15 protein-coding genes and 3 tRNA genes are annotated in these 19,682 nt (G+C 60.3%); 15 read left to right on the forward strand and 3 right to left on the reverse strand.

All coding sequences use genetic code 11. The features are described 5' to 3' along the window. The first annotated feature begins 14 nt into the window (after positions 1-14). Entirely contained in the window at positions 15-803 is a 789-nt protein-coding gene (gene trpC, locus WG899_RS17430) for an indole-3-glycerol phosphate synthase TrpC (protein WP_339596924.1), read from the forward strand. Position 804: 1 nt separating this feature from the next. Further along, the gene (locus WG899_RS17435; RefSeq protein WP_339596925.1) at positions 805-1,497 is read left to right on the forward strand and encodes a uracil-DNA glycosylase; all 693 of its coding nucleotides are present in this window, start codon (positions 805-807) and stop codon (positions 1,495-1,497) included. A gap of 14 nt (positions 1,498-1,511) precedes the next feature. Here the strand turns inward: WG899_RS17435 and WG899_RS17440 are convergent, their stop codons facing one another. After that, on the reverse strand, positions 1,512-3,023 hold the full coding sequence (locus WG899_RS17440) for a tetratricopeptide repeat protein (protein ID WP_339596926.1): 1,512 nt from the start codon (positions 3,021-3,023) through the stop codon (positions 1,512-1,514). 235 nt (positions 3,024-3,258) lie between these two features. Between WG899_RS17440 and WG899_RS17445 the strand changes: the two genes are divergently transcribed. The 8 genes from WG899_RS17445 to WG899_RS17480 are packed head-to-tail and all read left to right on the forward strand — an operon-like array spanning position 3,259 to position 12,021. Further along, positions 3,259-4,191 carry a glucosamine kinase nucleotide-binding domain-containing protein gene (locus WG899_RS17445; protein WP_339596927.1) on the forward strand — a complete coding sequence of 311 codons (933 nt, stop codon included), beginning with the start codon at positions 3,259-3,261 and terminating at the stop codon, positions 4,189-4,191. 5 nt (positions 4,192-4,196) lie between these two features. Next, positions 4,197-4,928, forward strand: coding sequence for a GntR family transcriptional regulator (locus WG899_RS17450; protein ID WP_339596928.1), 732 nt, complete (start codon positions 4,197-4,199; stop codon positions 4,926-4,928). Positions 4,929-4,946: 18 nt separating this feature from the next. Continuing rightward, positions 4,947-6,077 carry an N-acetylglucosamine-6-phosphate deacetylase gene (nagA, locus tag WG899_RS17455; RefSeq protein WP_339596929.1) on the forward strand — a complete coding sequence of 377 codons (1,131 nt, stop codon included), beginning with the start codon at positions 4,947-4,949 and terminating at the stop codon, positions 6,075-6,077. A 19-nt stretch (positions 6,078-6,096) separates the two neighbouring features. Then, entirely contained in the window at positions 6,097-7,107 is a 1,011-nt protein-coding gene (locus WG899_RS17460) for an SIS domain-containing protein (protein ID WP_339596942.1), read from the forward strand. Between the two features lie 11 nt (positions 7,108-7,118). Continuing rightward, positions 7,119-8,597, forward strand: coding sequence for a beta-N-acetylhexosaminidase (gene nagZ, locus WG899_RS17465; protein WP_339596930.1), 1,479 nt, complete (start codon positions 7,119-7,121; stop codon positions 8,595-8,597). A 44-nt stretch (positions 8,598-8,641) separates the two neighbouring features. Further along, positions 8,642-9,967: an MFS transporter gene (locus WG899_RS17470; protein ID WP_339596931.1), complete on the forward strand. Its 1,326-nt coding sequence runs from the start codon at positions 8,642-8,644 to the stop codon at positions 9,965-9,967. A gap of 16 nt (positions 9,968-9,983) precedes the next feature. Then, the gene (locus WG899_RS17475) at positions 9,984-10,919 is read left to right on the forward strand and encodes a glycoside hydrolase family 16 protein (RefSeq protein WP_339596932.1); all 936 of its coding nucleotides are present in this window, start codon (positions 9,984-9,986) and stop codon (positions 10,917-10,919) included. Between the two features lie 22 nt (positions 10,920-10,941). Continuing rightward, positions 10,942-12,021, forward strand: a complete 1,080-nt coding sequence (locus WG899_RS17480) for an acyltransferase family protein (RefSeq protein WP_339596933.1) — start codon at positions 10,942-10,944, stop codon at positions 12,019-12,021. A 70-nt stretch (positions 12,022-12,091) separates the two neighbouring features. Here WG899_RS17480 and WG899_RS17485 read toward each other — a convergent pair whose 3' ends face one another. Next, positions 12,092-13,348: a formylglycine-generating enzyme family protein gene (locus tag WG899_RS17485; RefSeq protein WP_339596934.1), complete on the reverse strand. Its 1,257-nt coding sequence runs from the start codon at positions 13,346-13,348 to the stop codon at positions 12,092-12,094. A gap of 260 nt (positions 13,349-13,608) precedes the next feature. Between WG899_RS17485 and WG899_RS17490 the strand changes: the two genes are divergently transcribed. Continuing rightward, positions 13,609-15,156 carry a tryptophan halogenase family protein gene (locus tag WG899_RS17490; RefSeq protein WP_339596935.1) on the forward strand — a complete coding sequence of 516 codons (1,548 nt, stop codon included), beginning with the start codon at positions 13,609-13,611 and terminating at the stop codon, positions 15,154-15,156. A 27-nt stretch (positions 15,157-15,183) separates the two neighbouring features. Next, entirely contained in the window at positions 15,184-15,891 is a 708-nt protein-coding gene (locus WG899_RS17495) for a DUF6445 family protein (RefSeq protein ID WP_339596936.1), read from the forward strand. A gap of 70 nt (positions 15,892-15,961) precedes the next feature. On the opposite strand, the gene WG899_RS17500 is transcribed toward WG899_RS17495, so the two are convergent. Continuing rightward, entirely contained in the window at positions 15,962-18,613 is a 2,652-nt protein-coding gene (locus tag WG899_RS17500; RefSeq protein WP_339596937.1) for a TonB-dependent receptor, read from the reverse strand. A gap of 611 nt (positions 18,614-19,224) precedes the next feature. Here WG899_RS17500 and WG899_RS17505 point away from each other — a divergent pair. The 3 genes from WG899_RS17505 to WG899_RS17515 all read left to right on the forward strand — a co-directional run bounded on the left by WG899_RS17505 (position 19,225) and on the right by WG899_RS17515 (position 19,606). Beyond that, positions 19,225-19,310, forward strand: a tRNA-Tyr gene (locus WG899_RS17505). Between the two features lie 81 nt (positions 19,311-19,391). Then, positions 19,392-19,465, forward strand: a tRNA-Gly gene (locus tag WG899_RS17510). A 66-nt stretch (positions 19,466-19,531) separates the two neighbouring features. After that, positions 19,532-19,606, forward strand: a tRNA-Thr gene (locus WG899_RS17515). The last annotated feature ends 76 nt before the right edge of the window (positions 19,607-19,682 follow it).

Raw genomic sequence — 19,682 nt, forward strand, 5'->3', positions numbered from 1 at the left:
GAAGGAATCAAGCCATGTCTGACATCCTGCGCCGCATTGTTGCGGTGAAATATGAAGAACTGGCGCGGGCGCGTCAGCATCGTTCGCTGTCCAGCGTACGTGATGAGGCGGAAGCTCGGCATGACCAGCGTGGCTTTGAAGCCGCCTTGCGCGCCAAGATCGCGGCGGGCCAGAGCGCGGTGATCGCCGAGATCAAGAAAGCCTCGCCCAGCAAAGGCGTGCTGCGAGAGAACTTCCAGCCCGCCGCCATTGCTGAAAGTTATGCCAAGCATGGTGCGGCTTGCTTGAGTGTGCTGACCGACGAGCAGTTCTTCCAGGGCCAGGTGGCTTATCTGCAGCAGGCGCGCGCCGCCTGCGAGCTGCCGGTGCTGCGCAAGGACTTCATGGTCGATGAGTACCAGGTCTTTGAGGCGCGTGCGATGGGCGCCGACTGCATCTTGCTGATCGCCGCTTGCTTGGACGATGCCCAGATGGCCGATCTGGAGGCGGTGGCTTTGAGTCTGAAGATGGACGTCTTGGTCGAGGTGCATGACGGTGCCGAACTTCAACGGGCATTGCGTTTGAAGACGCCGCTGGTCGGCATCAATAACCGCAATCTGCGCAGTTTCGAGGTCACGCTGGACACCACGCTGGGATTGCTGCAAGACGTGCCGGCCGATCGCTTGCTGGTGACCGAGTCGGGCATTCTGGGCGCCGCCGATGTGCAGACCATGCGCGCCGCTCAGGTCAACGCCTTCCTTGTGGGCGAGGCCTTTATGCGCGCACCCGACCCGGGTGTGGCCTTGGCCGCTTTGTTCGCTTGAGATGAATCTGGCCGCTAGCCTGGCCCAGGTCGATGGCAGTTGGCGGCCGCTCGTCGAGGCTTGGCGCGACAGTGCGGCCGGCCAGCAGCTGCTGGCCTTGCTGGCCGAGCGCGCCGCAGCAGGCGCCATCATCTATCCGCCCGATCCTTTTCGCGCCCTGCGCCTCACGCCGCTGGCCCAGACCCGGGTGCTGATCTTGGGCCAAGATCCGTATCACGGCCCCGGTCAAGCCGAGGGCCTGGCCTTCTCGGTGCCGGAGGGTGTGAAGCCGCCGCCCAGTCTGCGCAATATCTTCAAGGAATTGCAGCGCGATCTGGGGCAGCAGCCGCCCATGTCGCCCAGCCTGAGTGCCTGGGCCGAGCGCGGTGTCTTGTTGCTCAACAGCTGCTTGACGGTCGAGGACGGTGCGCCCGCTAGCCATGCCAAGCAGGGTTGGGAGGCCTTGACCGATGCCTTGGTGGCCGCCGCGGCGCGCGATACGGCGCCCAAGGTCTTCATGCTTTGGGGTGCGTATGCACAGGCCAAGGCCGGCTTGATCGCCGCGGCCGGGCCGCAGCATTTGATCTTGCAGGCCAACCATCCTTCGCCCTTGTCGGCCCTGCGTCCCCCTGCGCCTTTCATCGGCTGCGGGCATTTTTCGCAGGCAGCGGCTTGGTTGGCGCGGCAAGGTCGGCCGGTCGACTGGGCTTTGTAGACCGTGTCGCCGGCTTAGCGCCTGCTTAGCAGCGCTTCAAACAGCCGCGCCAAATGGCTGGCTTGCAAGAGCTCGCGGCTGCTCCAGTCGTGCTCGTTTTGCTTGGGCAGCAACCACAGCAAGGCCACCAACTGGGTGCCGACCATCAGTGGGATTTCCAAGCGCGCGCTGTGCCCGGCGGCGCCGGGCAAGAGCGTCGCTAAGTGCGCCGTGTTGCCGATCAAGCCCTCATGGGGGTGGGCCGCGCGGCTCGACTGGGCGTGGGGCAGGGCTTGGCCGCTGAGCCAGGCCAGATAGGGTTGCAGCGTCGCAGCGTCAAGGCAGGGGAAGGGTTCGGTTTGATCGGCTGTGCCCGCGCTTGCACCCTCGTTGCCGGGCTCCACCCACCAAAACAGCAGCTGCTCGAGTTGCAGGATGCGGCCGCTGGCTGCGCACAGCTGCTGCAAAGCGCGCAGCAGATCGGCCCGGTCGCCGATGCGCCAACGTTGATTGGACAAGGCCAGCAGCATCTCGTCGGCGCGCTTGTGGCTGGCCGACTGGGCCGGCAAATGGGCCGCGCTGCTGAGGCGTTCGATCTCCGCTTGCAAGGCTTGGTGCTGCCAGAGGTGGCGCAGCGCCGCTTCTTTTTGACCGCGCGCCTCTTTCAGTTTGGCCAATTGCAGATGGGCTTGGCTCTGCTGCGGGCGCGAATGGATGCGTTCAGCCAAGAGCAGGGCATGCTCGGTGCTGCGGATGGCGCCGAGTTGGTCGCCGCGCGCCAGGGCGATATCTGTCCAGCTGCGGCTGGCGGCCGCCTCCAGCCAGCTGTGGCCGAGCTTGCTGGCAATGCTCAGGGCCATGCGGCAGTCGGTGGTGGCCCAGTCGAGCCGTCCGCGGGCCAGCGCCGCGCGCGCCAACTGCCAATGCGCCTCGGCCTCGTACTCGCGGTGCTGGCCGCGCCGCGAGGCGGCCAGGCCATGGCTGAAGTGGCGTTCGGCGTCGTCCAACTCATGGGTTTCGAAATGACCCACGCCGATGTTCAGGGCGAGCTTGGCGGCCAGGTAGCTGTCGTCGGCCGTACCCAAGAGTGCGGCGGCTTCGCGGTGCACCTCGCGGCCACGCTCCCAGTCGCCGAAGGCGTAATGGATTTGGCCCAGGCCGATGCGGGCGGCGGCGCCAACCCGCGCCTCACCGAGCTGCGCGGCCAGCTCGGCGGCGCGCCGCCATTGCTCGGTGGCCTCGCTGTACTCGCCCTGCTGGTAGGCCAGCCGACCCAGTGCTTCGCACAGGCGCGCGACCTGCAAGGGCTCGCGTTCCGGTGTCAGCTCTCGCTCGGTCTGGGTCAGGGCGGCCTGCAGCTCCAGCGCGCGGCCGCGGTGTTCCAGCAGGTAGAAGCGGGCATAGAGTGCATCGCCGGCCGCGGCCAGTTCGCCGGCGGCGCGCGCCTTGCGTTCCAGTGCGGCCAGGCGCAGCAGCGCGCTTTCCGGGTGGCGCTTGGCCACGGTGGACAGGCGCGTCAGCGCATCAAGGTTCAGGGCGTCGGTCACGGCGAAGCGATGTGTTCGGGAAATGGGGCGGCGTCAGGCAACCGCGGAGGCGCAAAAAAGCGCCAAGGATAGCCGCAAGGATAGCCGCAACTTGGTGCTGAACTGGTATGTAAGACCCTGACATGATCGCCCGATTACCCCCTAGAGCGGTCTCTGGACCAAGGGGAAACCCAAGGTAAACACCAATGCCAGTTGCGTTGACTGGCCTTATTTTTGGTATTAGACTGGTATGAATATGTTGCCGCACATCGACTTCTCCCATACCCGCATCTTGAGCCAGGCGAATGGCGCTGTTCAATACCTCTTGGGGGTGGATGGCGGTGGCACTGGCACACGGGTGCGTCTGGCCGATTTGAATGGCGTCTTGCTGGGGCAGGGCGAGGCCGGACCTTCGGCTTTGGGGCAGGGGCCTGAGCAGGCTTGGCGTCATATCCAGCAGGCCGCGCAGGCCGCTGCGGCGCAGGCTGGATTGCCGGCCCTGAACCCTGCGCAATGCGCCATCGGCCTGGGTTTGTCGGGCGCCGGGGTGGTCGAGCAGGTTGAGGCCTTCTTGGCGCTGCAGCCGGGCTATGCCTTGCTGGCCTTGGACAACGATGGCTTCACCACCTTGCTGGGTGCCCATGCGGGTCAGCCCGGTTTGGTGGTGGCGGCCGGTACCGGCACCGTTGGCGAGGGCTTGCGTCTCGATGGTTCGCGGGCTTACTCCAGCGGTTGGGGTTGGATTTGCGGTGATGAAGGCAGCGGCGCCTGGCTGGGCCTGCGGGCCATGCGGCATGCGCAGAAAGCGCTCGATGGCCGGACTGAGGTCAGCCCGCTGGCGCAAGCCGTGTGGGGCGTGGCCGGCACAGACCGCACGCAGATCCTGGCCTGGTGTGCTTCCGCAGGTCAACATGGTTATGCCAGCTTGGCGCGCTTGGTCTTTGACGCAGCGCCCAGCGATCCGGTGGCGGCCGCGTTCGTGAAAGAAGCGGTGGCGGAGCTGGAAGCTCTGGCGCTGGCGCTGGATCCATCGGCCGAGTTGCCTTTGGCGCTGTGCGGCAGCATTGCGCTGCGTCTGGCAGAGGATTTCTCAGGCACTATTCGTGCCCGTTGCGTGTCGCCTCGAGGCGACTCTGCCGAGGGGGCCTTGCACCTCGTCCGCAGCGCTCTTCAACGTCGAGAAATTTGAGCACCATGGCATTCCAATTCAAAGCCGACCCCGATGCCGCTTCGCCGCTGTATATGCAGCTGGCGCACAAGCTGGCGCAGGCTATTCGTCAGGGCGAGTACCACGCCGACGAGGCGCTGCCGTCCGAGCGTGTCCTGTCCGAAACCCTTGAGCTCTCGCGTGTGACCGCACGCAAGGCGATCGACCGTTTGGTCGAGCAGGGCCTGATCATTCGCAAGCGCGGTTCGGGTAACTACATTGCGCCGAAGCTGGAGCAGCCGCTGTCGCGACTGACCAGCTTCTCGGAGGAACTGCATCAGCGCGGCTTCAAGCCCAGCTCGCGCTGGCTGACCCGCGGCTTCACGCCCGCAGCCCCCGATGAACAACTGAGTTTGGGCCTGGGCACCGGCGAGCGCGTGGCGCGGCTGGAGCGCCTGCGTCTGGCCGACTCGGTGGTGATGAATTACGAAGTGACGGTGATGCCCGAGGCGGTCTTGCCCGATCCGATGGCGGTGCAGGCCTCGCTGTATGAGCACTTGGCGACCCTGGGCGTGGCCCCGGTGCGCGCCTTGCAGCACATCCGCGCCATCAATGCAGACAGCAAGCTGGCCGGGCTCTTGGAAGTGCCTGTGGGCCAGGCGGTGCTCTTCATCACACGGGTGGGGTATTTGGAGTCCGGTCATGCGGTGGAGCTGACCCATTCCTATTGCCGCAGCGATTACTACGATTTTGTCGCCGAGATGCGACGCGAGGCATAGGCGAGGCTTAGACGGGGCATGGTTTCTTTTCAGCGCATCGATGGCTATGTTCTGACGCCGCAGGGTTTCATCCGCGGCTTCATCGAACAGCAAGACGGCCGCATCACCCGCATCGAGGGTGAGCCGGTCAGCGAAAGCCAGGTTCGGCATGACGCGGTGGCCTTGCCCATCGTGCTGCCGGGCTTCATCGATGTGCATGTGCACGGCGGCGGCGGCCACGACACCATGGAGGGTGGCGAGGCCGCGCTGCAGATGTCCAAGCTGCATGTGCGCCATGGCACGACCTCGCTCTTGGCCACCACCATGACCGCGCCGCTGGAAGATATCCGCAACGCAATCGCCGCCTTGGCGCCGGTCTGCCGCGAGCGCGCCAAGAACGGTGCCCGGGTGCTGGGTGTGCATCTGGAAGGGCCCTACATCAGCCCAGCCAAATTGGGCGCGCAGCCCGACTTTGCCAAGCCGGCTAGCTTGGAAGAAATCCATGCGCTGCACGCGCTGGCCCCGATCCGCTTGATCACCCTAGCGCCTGAATTACCCGGCACCTTGGAGTTGATTGCGCAGCTGCGCGCCGAAGGCTTTCAGGTGCAGATCGGCCACACGGCCGGCACCTATGAAGACGGCGTGGCCGCGCTGCAGCAAGGCGCCGGTGGCTTCACCCATTTGTTCAATGCGATGACCGGCTTGCATCACCGCGAGCCCGGCATGGTGGGCGCGGCGCTTGCGCATGCCCGTTATGCCGAAGTCATCCCTGACCTACTGCATGTGCACCCGGGCGCGATTCGCGTGGCGATGCGCTCCATCCCCTGCATGTTCTGCGTGACCGATTCCACCGCCGCCGCCGGCATGCCCGATGGCGACTACAAGCTGGGCAGCCACACGGTGACCAAGTGCATGGGCGGCGTGCGCCTGCCCGATGGCACCTTGGCCGGCAGCACGCTGACGATGGACCAAGCGCTGCGCAATCTGGTCGGCATGGGTCTGGAAATTGAAGACGCGTCGAAGCGGGTGTCCAGCTATGCGGCGGAATACATGGGTTTGAGTGATCGCGGCCAACTGGTCGTCGGGGCTTGGGCGGATTTGGTAGTAATGGATCGCGCCCTGCAGTTGCAACGCGTGGTCGTTGAAGGAGAAGAAATTGACCTCGCTTGAGACTAAGTACGCATCCAAGATGCAAGAAGAGGCGCTGCTGGCGCCGGCCGCTGTGGCTCGCCAACTGGCCCACGATCAAAACGCCTACGCCGAACTGGGCCAGGCCCTGCGCGACAACCCGCCCACCAGCTTGCTGACCGTGGCACGTGGCAGCTCCGACCACGCCGCCCACTACATGGCCTATCTGATGATGGCGCGCATGGGCCGTCTGGTGACTTCGCTGCCGATGTCGCTGGTGACGCTGTATCAAAGCAAGATCGTCTGCGACGGTCTGGTTTCGCTGGCCTTCTCGCAGTCGGGCCAGAGCCCCGATCTGGTGGCGCCGACCAAGTTCTTCCGCGAAGGCGGTGCCCGCACCGTGGCCTTTGTGAACGCCGACAGCTCGCCTTTGGCCGACGCAGCCCAGTTCGTGTTCCCGCTGCGTTCTGGCCCCGAGTTGAGCGTGGCTGCCACCAAGAGCTATATCGCTCAGCTGGTGGCCGGCGCCCGCGTGGTGGCCGCCTGGAGTGGTGACGAAGACCTGCAAGCCGCGCTGCAACAGCTGCCGCAAGCGCTGGAACAAGCCGCCGCCCAGCGTTGGGATGTGGCCGTCGATGTGCTGAAGAACGCCGACAAGCTCTTCGTCATCGGCCGTGGCACCGGCTTGCCCATCGCCATGGAAGCCGCGCTGAAGTTCAAGGAAACCTGCGGCATTCAAGCCGAGGCTTTCTCCGGCGCCGAAGTGAAGCATGGCCCGATGGCCTTGGTCGAAGAAGGCTACCCGATGCTGGTGTTCGCGCCGCGCGGCCCGGCCCAAGCGGGCTTGCTGGCCCTGGCCGAAGAAATGCGTGGCCGTGGTGCGCGCGTGCTGCTGGCTGCACCAGAAGGCACGCCCGGCGCCGAGCTGCCTTTGAGCTGCACCGGCAATGAAGATCTGGACCCGATCGCCGTGGTGCAGAGCTTTTACCCCATGGTGGAAGCCCTGGCCCGCGCGCGCGGCCGCAACCCGGATCAGCCACCGCACCTGGCCAAAGTCACCAAGACCAACTGAGCCCGACCGTCATGACTGCTTTTCATCCCGGCCAGCTCGTCATGGTCGACATCCAGGGCAAGTCCCTGGACGCCGCGACGGCGGCCTTTCTGCGCGAGAACCAAGTCCGCGCCGTTTGCTTGTTCCGCAAGAACCTGGGCACCGAGGCTGAAGTCCGTCAGCTGACCCGCGATCTGCGCGAGGTGATGGGCCCGACGGCCTTGATCGGCCTCGACCAAGAGGGCGGCTCGGTGGTGCGCGCCACCTTCTTGCCGCAAGCCCCTTCGGCCATGGCCCTGGGTGCGGCGGATGACGAGCAGCAGGCCGAGAACGTCGGCGCAGCAGTCGCACGCGGCCTGGCCAGCATCGGCATCAACTGGAATTTCGCGCCGGTCCTCGACATCAACAACAACCCGGCCAACCCGGTCATCGCCGAGCGCAGCTTCTCCGAAGACGCCGATGATGTGACGCGTTTGGCCGGCGCTTGGATGCGCGGCTCGCTGAAAGAAGGCGTGGCCTGCTGCGTCAAGCATTTCCCCGGCCACGGCGACACCCATGTGGACTCGCATCTGGCTTTGCCTACGGTGGACAAGAGCCGCGCCGAGCTGGACGCGCTGGAGTTGCGTCCCTTCAAGGCCTTGCGTGACGAAGCGCCGGCGGTGATGACGGCTCACATCGTCTACCCCCAAATCGACCCCGAACACCCCGCGACCTTGTCGACCAAGATCTTGCGCGACATCTTGCGCAATGAATGGGGCTACGACGGCGTGGTGATCACCGACGCGCTGATGATGAAGGCCATCTTCGAGCGCTATGGCTATGCCCGCGCAGCCGTGATGGCGATCCAGGCCGGTGCCGACATGATCCTGGCCCAGGGCGACCTGGAAGAGCAGGGCAAGTCCATCCAGGCCTTGAAGGACGCGTTTGCACGCGGTGAGTTGACGGCCGAGCAGGGCCGCATCGCCTGCGCGCGGCTCGATAAGCTGGCCGCTGCCTACCCGGTGCGTCACGATGACTACACCGGTACACCTCGTGAAGCCGATGATCAGCTGATGCGCGCGGCTTGGGCCAGTGGCTTGACCGCATTGCGCGGCGCTCAGGCGCCTGCCAAAGATGCCGCGCTGCGGGTCTTTGTGCAGCCTGAAGTGCCGACCGATGGTGTGTCTGAAGCCGGCCCATCGGGCCAGCAGATCGTCGATCTATTTGCCGGCTTCCCCAATGCGCAGGTCGAATACGTGGACGACATCTTGGCACTGGACTGGGCCACGGTGCCCAAGGACGGCCGACTGAATATCGTGGCCTCCACCCACCGCATGCGCTATGCCGAGAACGCCAAGCAGTGGCGCCCGGATTTGCATCTGGTCTTGTGGAACCCCTTCCAAGCCTTGGACGTGCCCGGCCCGACCGTGGTGACCTGGGGTTATGCCGATGGCGCCTTGGCTGGTTTGCAAGCATGGTTGCAAGCTGAGCTGAAGGCCACGGCGCAGAGCCCGGTGCAGCTGGGCGACTGAGCTTTCACTGGCCCAGACATTCAAAGAACAAGAGGAGACCGGTGATGAGCCGCCAGGAACCAGCCCCCAACGCGCCCGCGCGCAACCCGATTCATTGGGTGCCCAGTCTGTACTTTGTGCAGGGCATGCAGTTCTTCGTCGTCATGCTGATTGCCGGCCTGATGTTCAAGAATATGGGCGTCGAAAACGACCAGATCGCCCGCTGGACCGGCTTGCTGGGCCTGGCCTGGGCGATCAAGCCCTTGTGGAGCCCCTTCCTGGAGTTGGCGCGCAGCAAGAAGCTGATCGTGGTGGCCATGCAGTTCACCGGCGCCGCCGGCCTCGGCCTCTTGGCCCTGGCGCTGCAGCTGCCGATGTGGTTTGCTGCCGCCATCGGCGTGCTCTTCGTGCTGGCTTATGCCTCGGCGACGCATGACATTGCTTGCGACGGCCTGTACATGGCGGCGCTGGATGCCAAGCAGCAAGCGGCTTACGCGGGCTGGCAGGGCGCCTTCTTCAATGCTTCGAAGTTCTTGACCCTGGGCGGCCTCTTGGTCTTGGCCGGTCACTTGGAGAAGCAGTTTGGCGTCTTCAATGCTTGGTCCATCATCTTCGTGCTCTTGGCCGTCTTGCTGGCCCTGCTGGCCAGCTACAACGCCTGGGCTTTGCCGGGCACGCTGAACACCGAAACTGCCGACATCAGCGTCGCCGGCGTCGCCAAGACCTTGCGCGAGGTGATCGGTGACTTCTTGCAAAAGCCCGGCATCTGGCTGGCGATTCTGTTCATCGTCTTGTTCCGCTTCGCCGAAGGCCAGGTGCAGACCATCGGCCCCTTGTTCTTGATTGAAGCGCGCGAGAAGGGCGGCCTCGGCCTGACCACCGAGCAGGTGGGCGGCGTCTATGGCACGGTCGGCACAGCGGCTTTCTTGGTGGGCAGCATTCTGGGTGGCTACTTCACTTCCTGGCTGAGCCTGCGTCGCGCCATGCCCATCTTGATTCTGATGATGGGCGTGCCGAATGTGACCTTCTACTACCTGAGCCTGAGTCTGCCGCAAGACATGTTCCACATCAGCGCCGCGGTCGCAGTGGAGATGTTTGGGTATGGCTTTGGTTTCGTCGGCATGATTCTCTACATCATGCAGGCGGTGGCGCCGGGGAAGTTCCAGACCGCGCATTACGCCTTGGGCTCCGGGGTGATGCAGTTGGGCTTTATCTTCTCCAAGACCATCAGCGGCGACATCCAGGTGGCCATGGGTTACCAGCACTTCTTCCTGTGGACCATCCTCTGTGGCATTCCTGCCCTGGTGCTGATGTTCTTCGTCAAGTTCCCCAAGCCGCAGTCGGCGCCTGAGAACAAGGCCGATTCGGCCGCAGCGGCTGTGACATCCTGATTGCCCGAGGGCTTCAATGCTTATGTTCAAGATGAACACCTTCAGCAAGGCGGCCGTGATGGCCGCCTTTTTTTGCTTGAACGCAGCGGCCAACGCCGCACAGCCCAAGCCGACGCAAATCTTTTTTGATGACTTCAGCTACGCCGATCTACCGGCCCTGACGGCCAAGGGCTGGACCCCGCGCAGCAAGGCCGGCCACCCCGGCGTGCCGGGCGCGCAGTGGAGCGCCGAGCAGTTCAGCTTGCATGAAGATCCTCAGCTGAAAGGCAACCGCGTCTTGCGCCTGAGCGCCAGCACCGACGGCAGCAGCGAAGGCACTCGCCAGGCGCAGCTTTGCCATGCGCGCAAGTATCTGGAGGGTACTTATGCCGCCCGCATCCGTTTCACCGATGTGCCGGTGGCCGGGGTAGACGGCGACCCGGTGATTCAGACTTTTTACGCCGTCACGCCGCTGAAGCACGACTTTGACCCCGAGTTCAGCGAGATGGATTGGGAGTACCTGCCCAATGGCGGCTGGGGCAGCGAGAAGACGCGGCTCTACGGCATTGCCTGGCAGACGGTGCAACTCGAGCCCTGGCAAGCGCACAACCAGCAGCATGAAGAGTTCGGCAGCCTGAACGGCTGGCATGAGCTGATGATGCAGGTGTCGGACGGGCGGGTGAAGCTGTTTCTGGATGGCCGGCAAATCGCCAACCATGGCGGTCGCACCTACCCGGTGACGCCGATGTCGATCAACTTCAATCTCTGGTTCTCACCCGGCGGCTTGTTGCCAAAGACCGAGCAGGCGCGTCGTTATGAGCAGGATGTGGATTGGCTCTTCCATGCCCGCAATCAGGTGCTGAACCCCAAGCAGGTGAAGGCGGAGGTCCAGCGCTTGCGTGCAAAGGGCATTGCCCAGATGGACACCGTGCCTGCCGCCGAACCGGCGCTGAGCAGCTTGTGTGACTTCTGATTGAGAGCCAGAGATTTTTGAGATGAGTGCCCCCCAAAACAAAAACAAACGATTCGCCTCTGTGGACGCGCTGCGCGGCCTGAGCGTGGCGGCCATGCTGCTGGTCAACAACCCAGGCGATTGGGGGCATGTCTACGCGCCGCTGGAGCATGCGGCTTGGAACGGTTGCACTCCCACGGATCTGATCTTTCCTTTCTTCTTGTTCATCGTGGGAGTCTCTATCGCGCTGGCCTTTGGGGGACGCATCGACGCACAAGCGCCACAAGCGCCGATGGCCAAGACCGTGCTGGTGCGGTCGCTGCGCATCATTGCTTTAGGACTGGCCTTGCATGCGCTGGCTTGGTGGCTGATGAGCAAGCCGGAGTTTCGTATCCCGGGCGTCTTGCAGCGCATAGGCATTTGCTTTGCCTTCACCGGCTTGGTTGCGATCTATCTGAAGCAAAGGCTGCAGTTTGTGCTCTTGGCGGTTTTGCTGGCCGGCTATGCGGCCTTGTTGACCTGGGGAGGCAGCTTGGACAAGGTCGGCAACATCGCCTCGCGTTGGGATGCGGCCCTGTTTGGCCGCTTTGCCTACGAGTGGGCAGCCAGCACTGGTATTGGTCATGACCCCGAAGGGCTGGTCAGCACCTTGGGCGCCCTGGCTACCAGTGTGCTGGGTCTGCAAGCTGGCCACTTCCTGCGCCGCGGCCAGTTGCAGAACCTGTTGATGTTGGGTCTTCTCAGTGCCGGCGCTGGTCTGCTCTGGGCGGAATTCCTGCCCTTGAACAAGCAGCTGTGGACATCCTCTTTTGTCTTGTGGACCGGCGGTCTGGGTGCGCTGACCTTGGCCTTGGCGCATCAGCTGATCGATAAATCAGGCCTGCCGGCCATCGGCCGTAGCTTTGGCGTCAATGCGATTGCCGCTTACGCAGGGGCTTGGATGTGCACCGTGGTGCTGGAAGGCTTTGGCTTGATGGCGCCACTCTATGCCGGCGGCTTTGCATGGCTGTTGCCGCTGGTTGGTCCGTTTGGCCGTTCACTGGCCTTTGCGCTGGCCTTCGTGGCGGTCTGGGTGTTGATCGTGGACCAGTTGGATCGGCGCCGGATCTATTTCAAGGTCTGAAGTCTTGTGTCGAAGCGGGGCTGTTTGACTCGCCCCGCGCGCTGAACGCCGACCCTTCGGGTCTGTGCGCCTATTGAAGATTTTGTTTCTTCGGTTCGCCCTGATCGGCCTGCAGGGTGCTCGCATCCAGATCACGCGCGACACGCAAACCGAAGAACACATAGGCTGCATCGGGGGTATCGGCATTGCGATGAGTGGTTCGCAGCAGCTTGGGGTTGTCGAAGTAAGAGCCGCCGCGGAGTACCCGCTTGTCTTGTTCGCTGCCGATCAGCCTGGCCTGTCCAACGGGGCTCGCACCTTGGTAGTTTTCATGATGCACATCCTCGACCCATTCCCACACATTGCCTTGCATATCGTGCAGGCCAAAGGCATTGGGAATCTTTTGCCCGACCGGATGAACTTCCCCTCCGCTATTGGCGCTGTACCAAGCGAAGTTCTTCAGCATCTGAACTTCCTCATCAGGTGGCGCCATGTGGCCGCGACCCGCCTGAGCGGCATATTCCCATTCAGCTTCCGTTGGCAATCGGAAATTGAGTCCGGTGCGCTCGTTAAGGCGTTTCACAAACTCTTGCGCACTGCTCCAACTGACCCTATCAACCGGACACTGACGCCCACAGGACTTATTTGCGCTGGGGTTGTTGCCCATGACGGCAAGCCACTCCGCTTGCGTGACTTCATATTTCCCCAATAAGAAACTCCGCAGCTTGACCGAATGAACCGGTTGTTCCTTCCCAGCCACAGGGCTGCCCATTTTGAAGGTGCCGGACGGAACCTGAACCATACGAGGACAAAACTCGCAGTCTTTGACCCCTTGCCATGGCCGAAATCGCTGTGAGTCCAGTGACTTTGAGCCGGCGGGTGCTTTCGGACTGCCGTCGGCACCTACGAGCACATCGAAACTGGTGGCGGCCAGTTGTGTGGAAGGTAAGTCGATGTCGTTTGTTGGCCTGACTCCGAGCTTGTTTGATGCACTGGCTCGGATGTCCTGCTCGGAATAGCGTTTGACCATCAAACATGCACTGAAAACCTGGGCGCGCGCTTCAGCATTGACGTCTTCTTGAATGGCTGGATATTTGATTCCAGGAATTTTTGTGCAATACGTGGACCCCGCGCCTGCACCTGAGGTGCATTTGATCTGATCGGGCAAGGTGAGCTCAGGCGTCACGACCACCATTTTGGGAGGAATTTCCAAAAGGCTAGAGTTTCTGCAAGATTCAAGATCTTGCCTCAGCGCCGTGAAATCTGCAGATTCGGGCGATTTAACGCTCGTACAGGCCGTAAATAGCACGGCAAAAACAGAGGCTGCCGCCAACGCACCATACTTCATTCTTCGCCTCGGACGTAGTAGAGTTGAATAGAAAACACGGACAGCCCCAGATTCTGAGCAGAAGGCAAGCATCATAAATTCAAGGCGCGCCGTTTGGAGTCCCATTCCCCCATCAGGGGGTAGATGCCTTTGTGGATTTGATGCTCATCCTGCATTGGCGAGATTATTTGACACTAGCGGCACATCTTTAGAACTATCTGGAAGTTGTAGATTTCAATTTGTGAGCTAGTTATGACTATGATTTATTGGGTAAATAAACTATGCGAGTGAAAAACATAGCAATTATTGGCGGTGGAACGGCCGGGTGGCTGGCTGCCAACCATCTGGCAGTGGAGTTGCGAGCGGAGCAGGACGTTACGATTACCGTGATCGAATCTCCGGAAATTGGAATTATTGGTGTGGGCGAAGGGACCGTCCCCCATATTCGCAAATCATTGCAGAAGTTCGGTATCTCCGAAGCAGAATTGCTCGCAACTTGTGACACCACCTTTAAGGTGGGGATAAAGTTTGTCGATTGGATGGCTGGCGGTTCAACAATGGCCAGCAATTCCTATTACCACCCATTTTCTTCGCCCTATCCGGCCGGGATCGATGTCACGTCCATGTATTTAAAGCATGCTGACACGATGGAATTCTCTGCAGTGAGTGAAGTGCCGGGCTTGGCGGACGCGATGAAAGCCCCGAAGCAAATATCCTCGGGGCCATTTGAGGGCCCCGTGAATTACGCCTATCACTTCAATGCAGTGAAATTCGGCCAATTGCTGGCAAAGAATGCAAAGGAAAAGTTACGGGTGCAGCACAAGCTTGCTACGGTTGTTGACGCTTGCCTGAATGACCAAGGAGAAGTCGCTTATCTGGTAAGCAAAGAGGGTGAGCATCTGCACTACGATTTCTATGTCGACTGCACAGGCTTTAACTCCCTATTGCTTGGGAAACTATATCGGGTTCCGTTTGTCGATAAGTCGAATCAGATATTGACGGACTCAGCCTTGGCCGTGCAGGTCGCAACAGAACATGGCTCTGAAATCGCTCCGTACACACTGGCCAAGGCGCATCAGGCCGGATGGCTTTGGGATATTCCTCTGACCAATCGACGGGGCGTCGGATTCGTCTATTCCAGTGCGCACATGAGCGAATCTCAGGCGCTTGAGGGCTTGGCCGCACATGTGGGACTGCCCGCGGATCAACTATCGCCGCGGAAAATCCCTATGAAAATTGGCTACCGCGAAAAGTTTTGGTGCAAAAACGTCGTAGCCTTGGGCTTGGCTCACGGCTTTGTAGAGCCCTTGGAGGCGACATCGATATTTGTCACCGATCTAGCGGCTGAATTGTTCGCCCGAAATTTCTCACCTCAAAAAGGGGGAATGTCCATCGCTGCAGATTATTGCAACAAGGTACTTGCATACACCTGGGAGCGGGTGATGGACTTCGTACAGTTGCATTACTGTATATCTGATCGGCGCGACTCTGAATTTTGGCGTCTAAATACGGTCGAACCAAAAATGTCCGAGGTTCTCTCTGAGCGCCTTGCTATGTGGCGTTTCAATGCTCCCAAGAAATCAGATTTTTTCAGTCGGTTTGATTTGTTTGATGTGGAGAACTTCCTATTCGTTTTGTATGGCATGAAGTACAAAACATTGGAGCGACGCATGACGGAGTCGGAGCGTCAAGTTTTTACTCGAGAATTGCAAAATATTCGGCAGTTGGAAGTGCAGATGTCAGCGGGACTGATTGGTCATCGAGAGTGGTTGGATGGTTTTTTGGCCGCCTACCAAGGCATGAAGAGCAGCAACGTAAAACCTGCCTAAACAGGGATCACTTTCTGAGGTGTAAACATGAGTTCCGAAATTTCTATACGCATGCCACCGGACATCCAGTCGGTGAGAATTGGTGAGCACCAAGTTATCTTTATTGATGATTTTTTGACTAATCCGAATTTAATGCTTGAGGCTGCAGCACGGAGTCAATTTTTACCGTGCCCAGGTTTTGATCAGAAAAAGGGCTATCCCGGCGTACGTGCCACTGCGCCGGCGGCCTATTCAATCGCGCTTGCCGAACTGTTGGATCCGCTCATCAAGGTCAATTTTCAAGTGCCGGAACATTTGGATTTGAGTAAGAGTGCTTGTGAGTTTTCATTGACGACAGTAGAGCCCACTGGTTTGGGTCTGATGCAAAGAACGCCCCACTTTGATTCAAGTTCGCCTCACCATATGGCGGTGTTGCTTTATCTGTGTGGCCCGGAGCATGGCGGTACCGGCTTTTATCGGCACAAGGCGACAGGCATTCAAAAAATCACGCCTGAAAATGTGCAGCGCTATTCAGATGTTTACTACCAGGAATTGAACAAGGTCCCGCCTCAAGCGCGGTACTTTGATGACTCCGACGAGCACTTCACTTTCCTGGGCATGTTGCCGGCTCGTTTCAATCGGCTGGCCGTTTATCCGGGTAGTTTGCTGCACAGTGCATGTATCAATCCTGGCATCGGTATTTGCGATGACCCCAAAAGGGGCCGACTCACCGTGAATACATTTTTTGATTTCTAAGCTATTCGGGCGCACATAAAAAAAAGCCCGGCAGTTGCCGGGCTTTTTGCTGTTACAGGACTAAGCCTGATCAGAACTTGGCGCTCAGGCCAAGGCGGTAAGTGGTCTCACCCATGAAGGACCAGGCGGGATAGCCTTCCTTCAAAGAAGAGCGCAGGGTGGTGTTAGCACCGGCGGCACCGTACTGGATGTCATCCTTCTTCAGCAGGTTGGTGGCGTCGAAGCTGACACGCAGCTTGTCGGTCACGTTCCAGCCCAGGCTCAGATCCAGCGAACCGAAGGCGTCGTGCATACGGTTGCTGTAGTAACCGGTTTCACGAACCATGTACTTCGAACGCCAGTTGTAGGCCAAACGAGCCGAGTAAGTCGAATTTTCCCAGTAGCCGACCAAGTTCGCATTGTGCTTGGACGACAGAGTGAACAGGTTCAACTCGTCTTGGTAGCTCTTGCCCGGGGCCGAAGCGTCGGTGTAGGTGTAGTTCACCGAGGTGCCGAAGCCGTTGCCAAAGCCGTGGTTGATCTGAGCTTCAATGCCGTTGATCTTGCCGCCGCCAGCATTCTTGTAGGTGTTGATCGTCCAATTGTCCTTACCGGTGTCTGGGCTGATCAAACCGATTTGCTGGTTCACCAGGGTGTCGGTGGTGATGAAGTTGTCGATCTTCTTGTGGAAGTAAGTCACAGCGACCAGGTTGCCGCGGCCGTAGTAGTACTCCAGACCCAGATCGAACTGCTTCGAGGCCATGGGCTTGAGGCCCACATTGCCGAAGGTCACGGTTTCGTTGCCTGGCAATGTGTCATTCCAGCCAGCGGTCGAACCACCGATGAACATATTGTCGTAGTTCGGGCGGGTGATGGCCTTCGAAGCAGCAGCGCGCAGCTTCATTTCCTTGCTCAGGTCATAGACCAGGTTCAAGCTTGGCAGCCAGTCGCTGTACGAAGCGTCGGTGTTCTTCTTGGTGGTGCTCCAGCCACGATTGGCTTCCACCACAGCGGTCATGTCGGTCTTGCCGTCGTAGAAGTAGGACGATGCCTGGGCCTTGGTGCGGATGTAACGCAGACCGAAGTTACCGTGCAGCTGGTCTTTCTCGAAGTCGAACATACCGTACAGGGCGGTGTTCTTCTCTTCCAGTTCACCGTAGCCGCCGCGCGATTCGACCCAGTCCTTCACATTGGCCTTGGCCAGGTTGAACATGGCGGACAGATTGGGCTTAGGAACGCTCCAGCCGGGGGTGCCAACAGCCATCGTGCCGTCGAACAGGCTCGAAGTGGGCGCTGTCACGGGCGTGGTCACGAAAGTCGGACGGTACTCGGTCTTGGTGAATGTGTGGGTGGTTGCGCGAGCACCAGTCTTGAACGAAGTCAGGACTCCCCAGTCCAGATCAACCGTGGCATCCAACTGCAGGAAGTTCTCTTTGTCCTTGTTGGGGCCGCGAGCGGTCGCCCAAGTCTCAGGACCGGAATCCTTCGGCAGGCTGGACAGAGGAACGCTCATGTCCTTGCTCGGAGTCATGACGATCTGCTTGCCGGTGGCGTCGGTCGTGCCTTGCCACTTAGGCATCAGCGGCGCATTGCCCCAGCCCACATAGCTGTAGTTGCTGGTCAGCGAAGTGCCGCCATCTGCCTTGGTGGTGCCGGCCACGGCTTCCAGCTTGAAGCTTTCGCCCTTGAAGCTGCCGTTCAGGACCAGGCTGTCCGAGCTCATGGTGGCGTCACGTGCCCAGGTTTGCATGAAGGTGCTGGATTCGTTCGATGCATCCAGCTTGGTCTTCAGGCAGAGCAGGCCCTTGGTGGGGTTGGGCAATGTGCAGGCGTTGGTGTCTGCGTAGCCCTTGCCTGGATCTTGCAACGTGAAGGCGTAGTGCGTGGTGTTGCCAGCGGGAGCTTGGTATTCCAGGCGGGTGTAGTTCAGGCCCAGGTCAATCGCTGCAGTAGGCTTGGCTTGCAGGGTCACGTTCACGGCGGAACGCTGCTTTTCTTGGAAGAAAGTGCCGGGCACCACGTCGCCAGACCAGCGGCCATCGGCCTCGATGCCGCGGCGGATGTAGTCACCCTTCTCGATCGCGCCGGCGATCAAGACACCGAACTTCTTCTGAGAATCGCGCCAGCTGTACAGGGCCGAACCTTCTTTGTTCAGGTCGGTGCTGACGGTGCCCTTGCCCAGCTTGACGCTGACAAATGCGGTGTTGGGGGCCAGATCCAGAGGCTTGCGTGTCTTGACGATCACGGTGCCGCCGATGCCGCCTTCGGTGATGTCGGCTTGGGAAGTCTTGTAAACCTCCATGCCGCCGATCAGTTCGGAAGGCAGCAGCGAGTAGTTGAAGGAGCGGTCAATCGCTTTTTGGTCGTACCAGCCGGTGGAGGCCATGGTCTGGCCATTCAGCGTGGTGTAGGTCATTTGTGGGTCGGTACCGCGGATGGACACCGAAGCGCCAACACCGAAGTCACGGCCAACGGACACGCCGGGGATGCGGCCCAGTGCTTGGCCGACGTCGGCGTCAGGCAGCTTGCCCACATCTTCAGCGGAAACGGCGTCCACGACGGCGTTCGCATTTTTCTTGATGTTCACTGCTGATTGCAGCGAAGCGCGGATACCAGTCACAACCACTTGCTCCAGTTGGGCAGTGTCTTGTTTGGTTTCAGCTTGCTGGGCTTGCGCTGCCAGCGAAACGCTCAGCAGCGTCAAGGTGACGGCAGCTGCGATGGGGCTCTGTTTGACCTTCATTTCTTTTCCTCGATTTGGCCAAGATTTACGGACTCGGCCTGTTACCACGTGGAACCTGAACAATACCAATTGATGGACCATTTGGCATGTGTCTGGTGCCGCCAATGACGTATCAATGCAACCAATGCCATGCCACTATACGACTCGGTAGTGCCACTTTGCTACCACTTTTCGGTGCGTGTTTTCCCTTGTTGTGGCAAGTCCGCCACCATGACTTTTGCTTGCCAGTGGGGATTTCGTCCCTGTTGTAGGGCAACTTGAGTGGGTGGCGTTGGGTTGTTATTTGCCCCTGTGCGTAAGCGTCTATGACTAGTGTTGGAGTTGTCGGTAGGCTACTGGTGTTTACTGGGTTTGGTGTTGAAGTGGTTTTGGGTGGAGGCTTGAACTTCTCTTGCCGCATGTGCTTCCTGCGGTAGTTGTCTGGATGGGGGTATTCCGGCGTGATTGAGTGGTTGCATGGTGGCGTTGCCCTCGGTTTGAGGCTCGCGGCCTGCCTGTTGTGTGTGCAATCCAAAGGTGAAGGCGGTCGAGATGGAGGGCCTCTTTTGCAGCTATTTCAAAAAAACGCTTTGGAAGCCGAAAATGCTGTGCTATAGTTGCGGGCTTGCCTCGGAGGGGTGGCCGAGTGGTTAAAGGCAGCAGACTGTAAATCTGCCCGCTAACGCGTACGCTGGTTCGAATCCAGCCTCCTCCACCAAGGCAAACACTTTTCGTGATTCGAGTCGTCGGCAAATGCCGGCAACTCGATCCCTCGGAAGTGGAGAGGTAAGGCTCCCGGGCGGGAGTAGTTCAATGGTAGAACTCCAGCCTTCCAAGCTGATCACGCGGGTTCGATTCCCGTCTCCCGCTCCAGTTGGTTGGTATTTCGTCGTCGACACCGGTTTGTCGGTTTGTTTGAGTCTGCAAACCCGTGTCGATGCCCATGTGGCTCAGTGGTAGAGCACTCCCTTGGTAAGGGAGAGGTCACGCGTTCGATCCGCGTCATGGGCACCACCTATTTTCTCTGAGTGTTTTTCTTCTGATCTGATCAGGTCCTCGCAGGAGCGCAGAAATGGCAAAGAGCAAGTTT

Source organism: Paucibacter hankyongi (genome assembly GCF_037482915.1).
In the GTDB taxonomy this organism is placed as follows: Bacteria; Pseudomonadota; Gammaproteobacteria; order Burkholderiales; family Burkholderiaceae_C; genus Paucibacter_A; species Paucibacter_A hankyongi.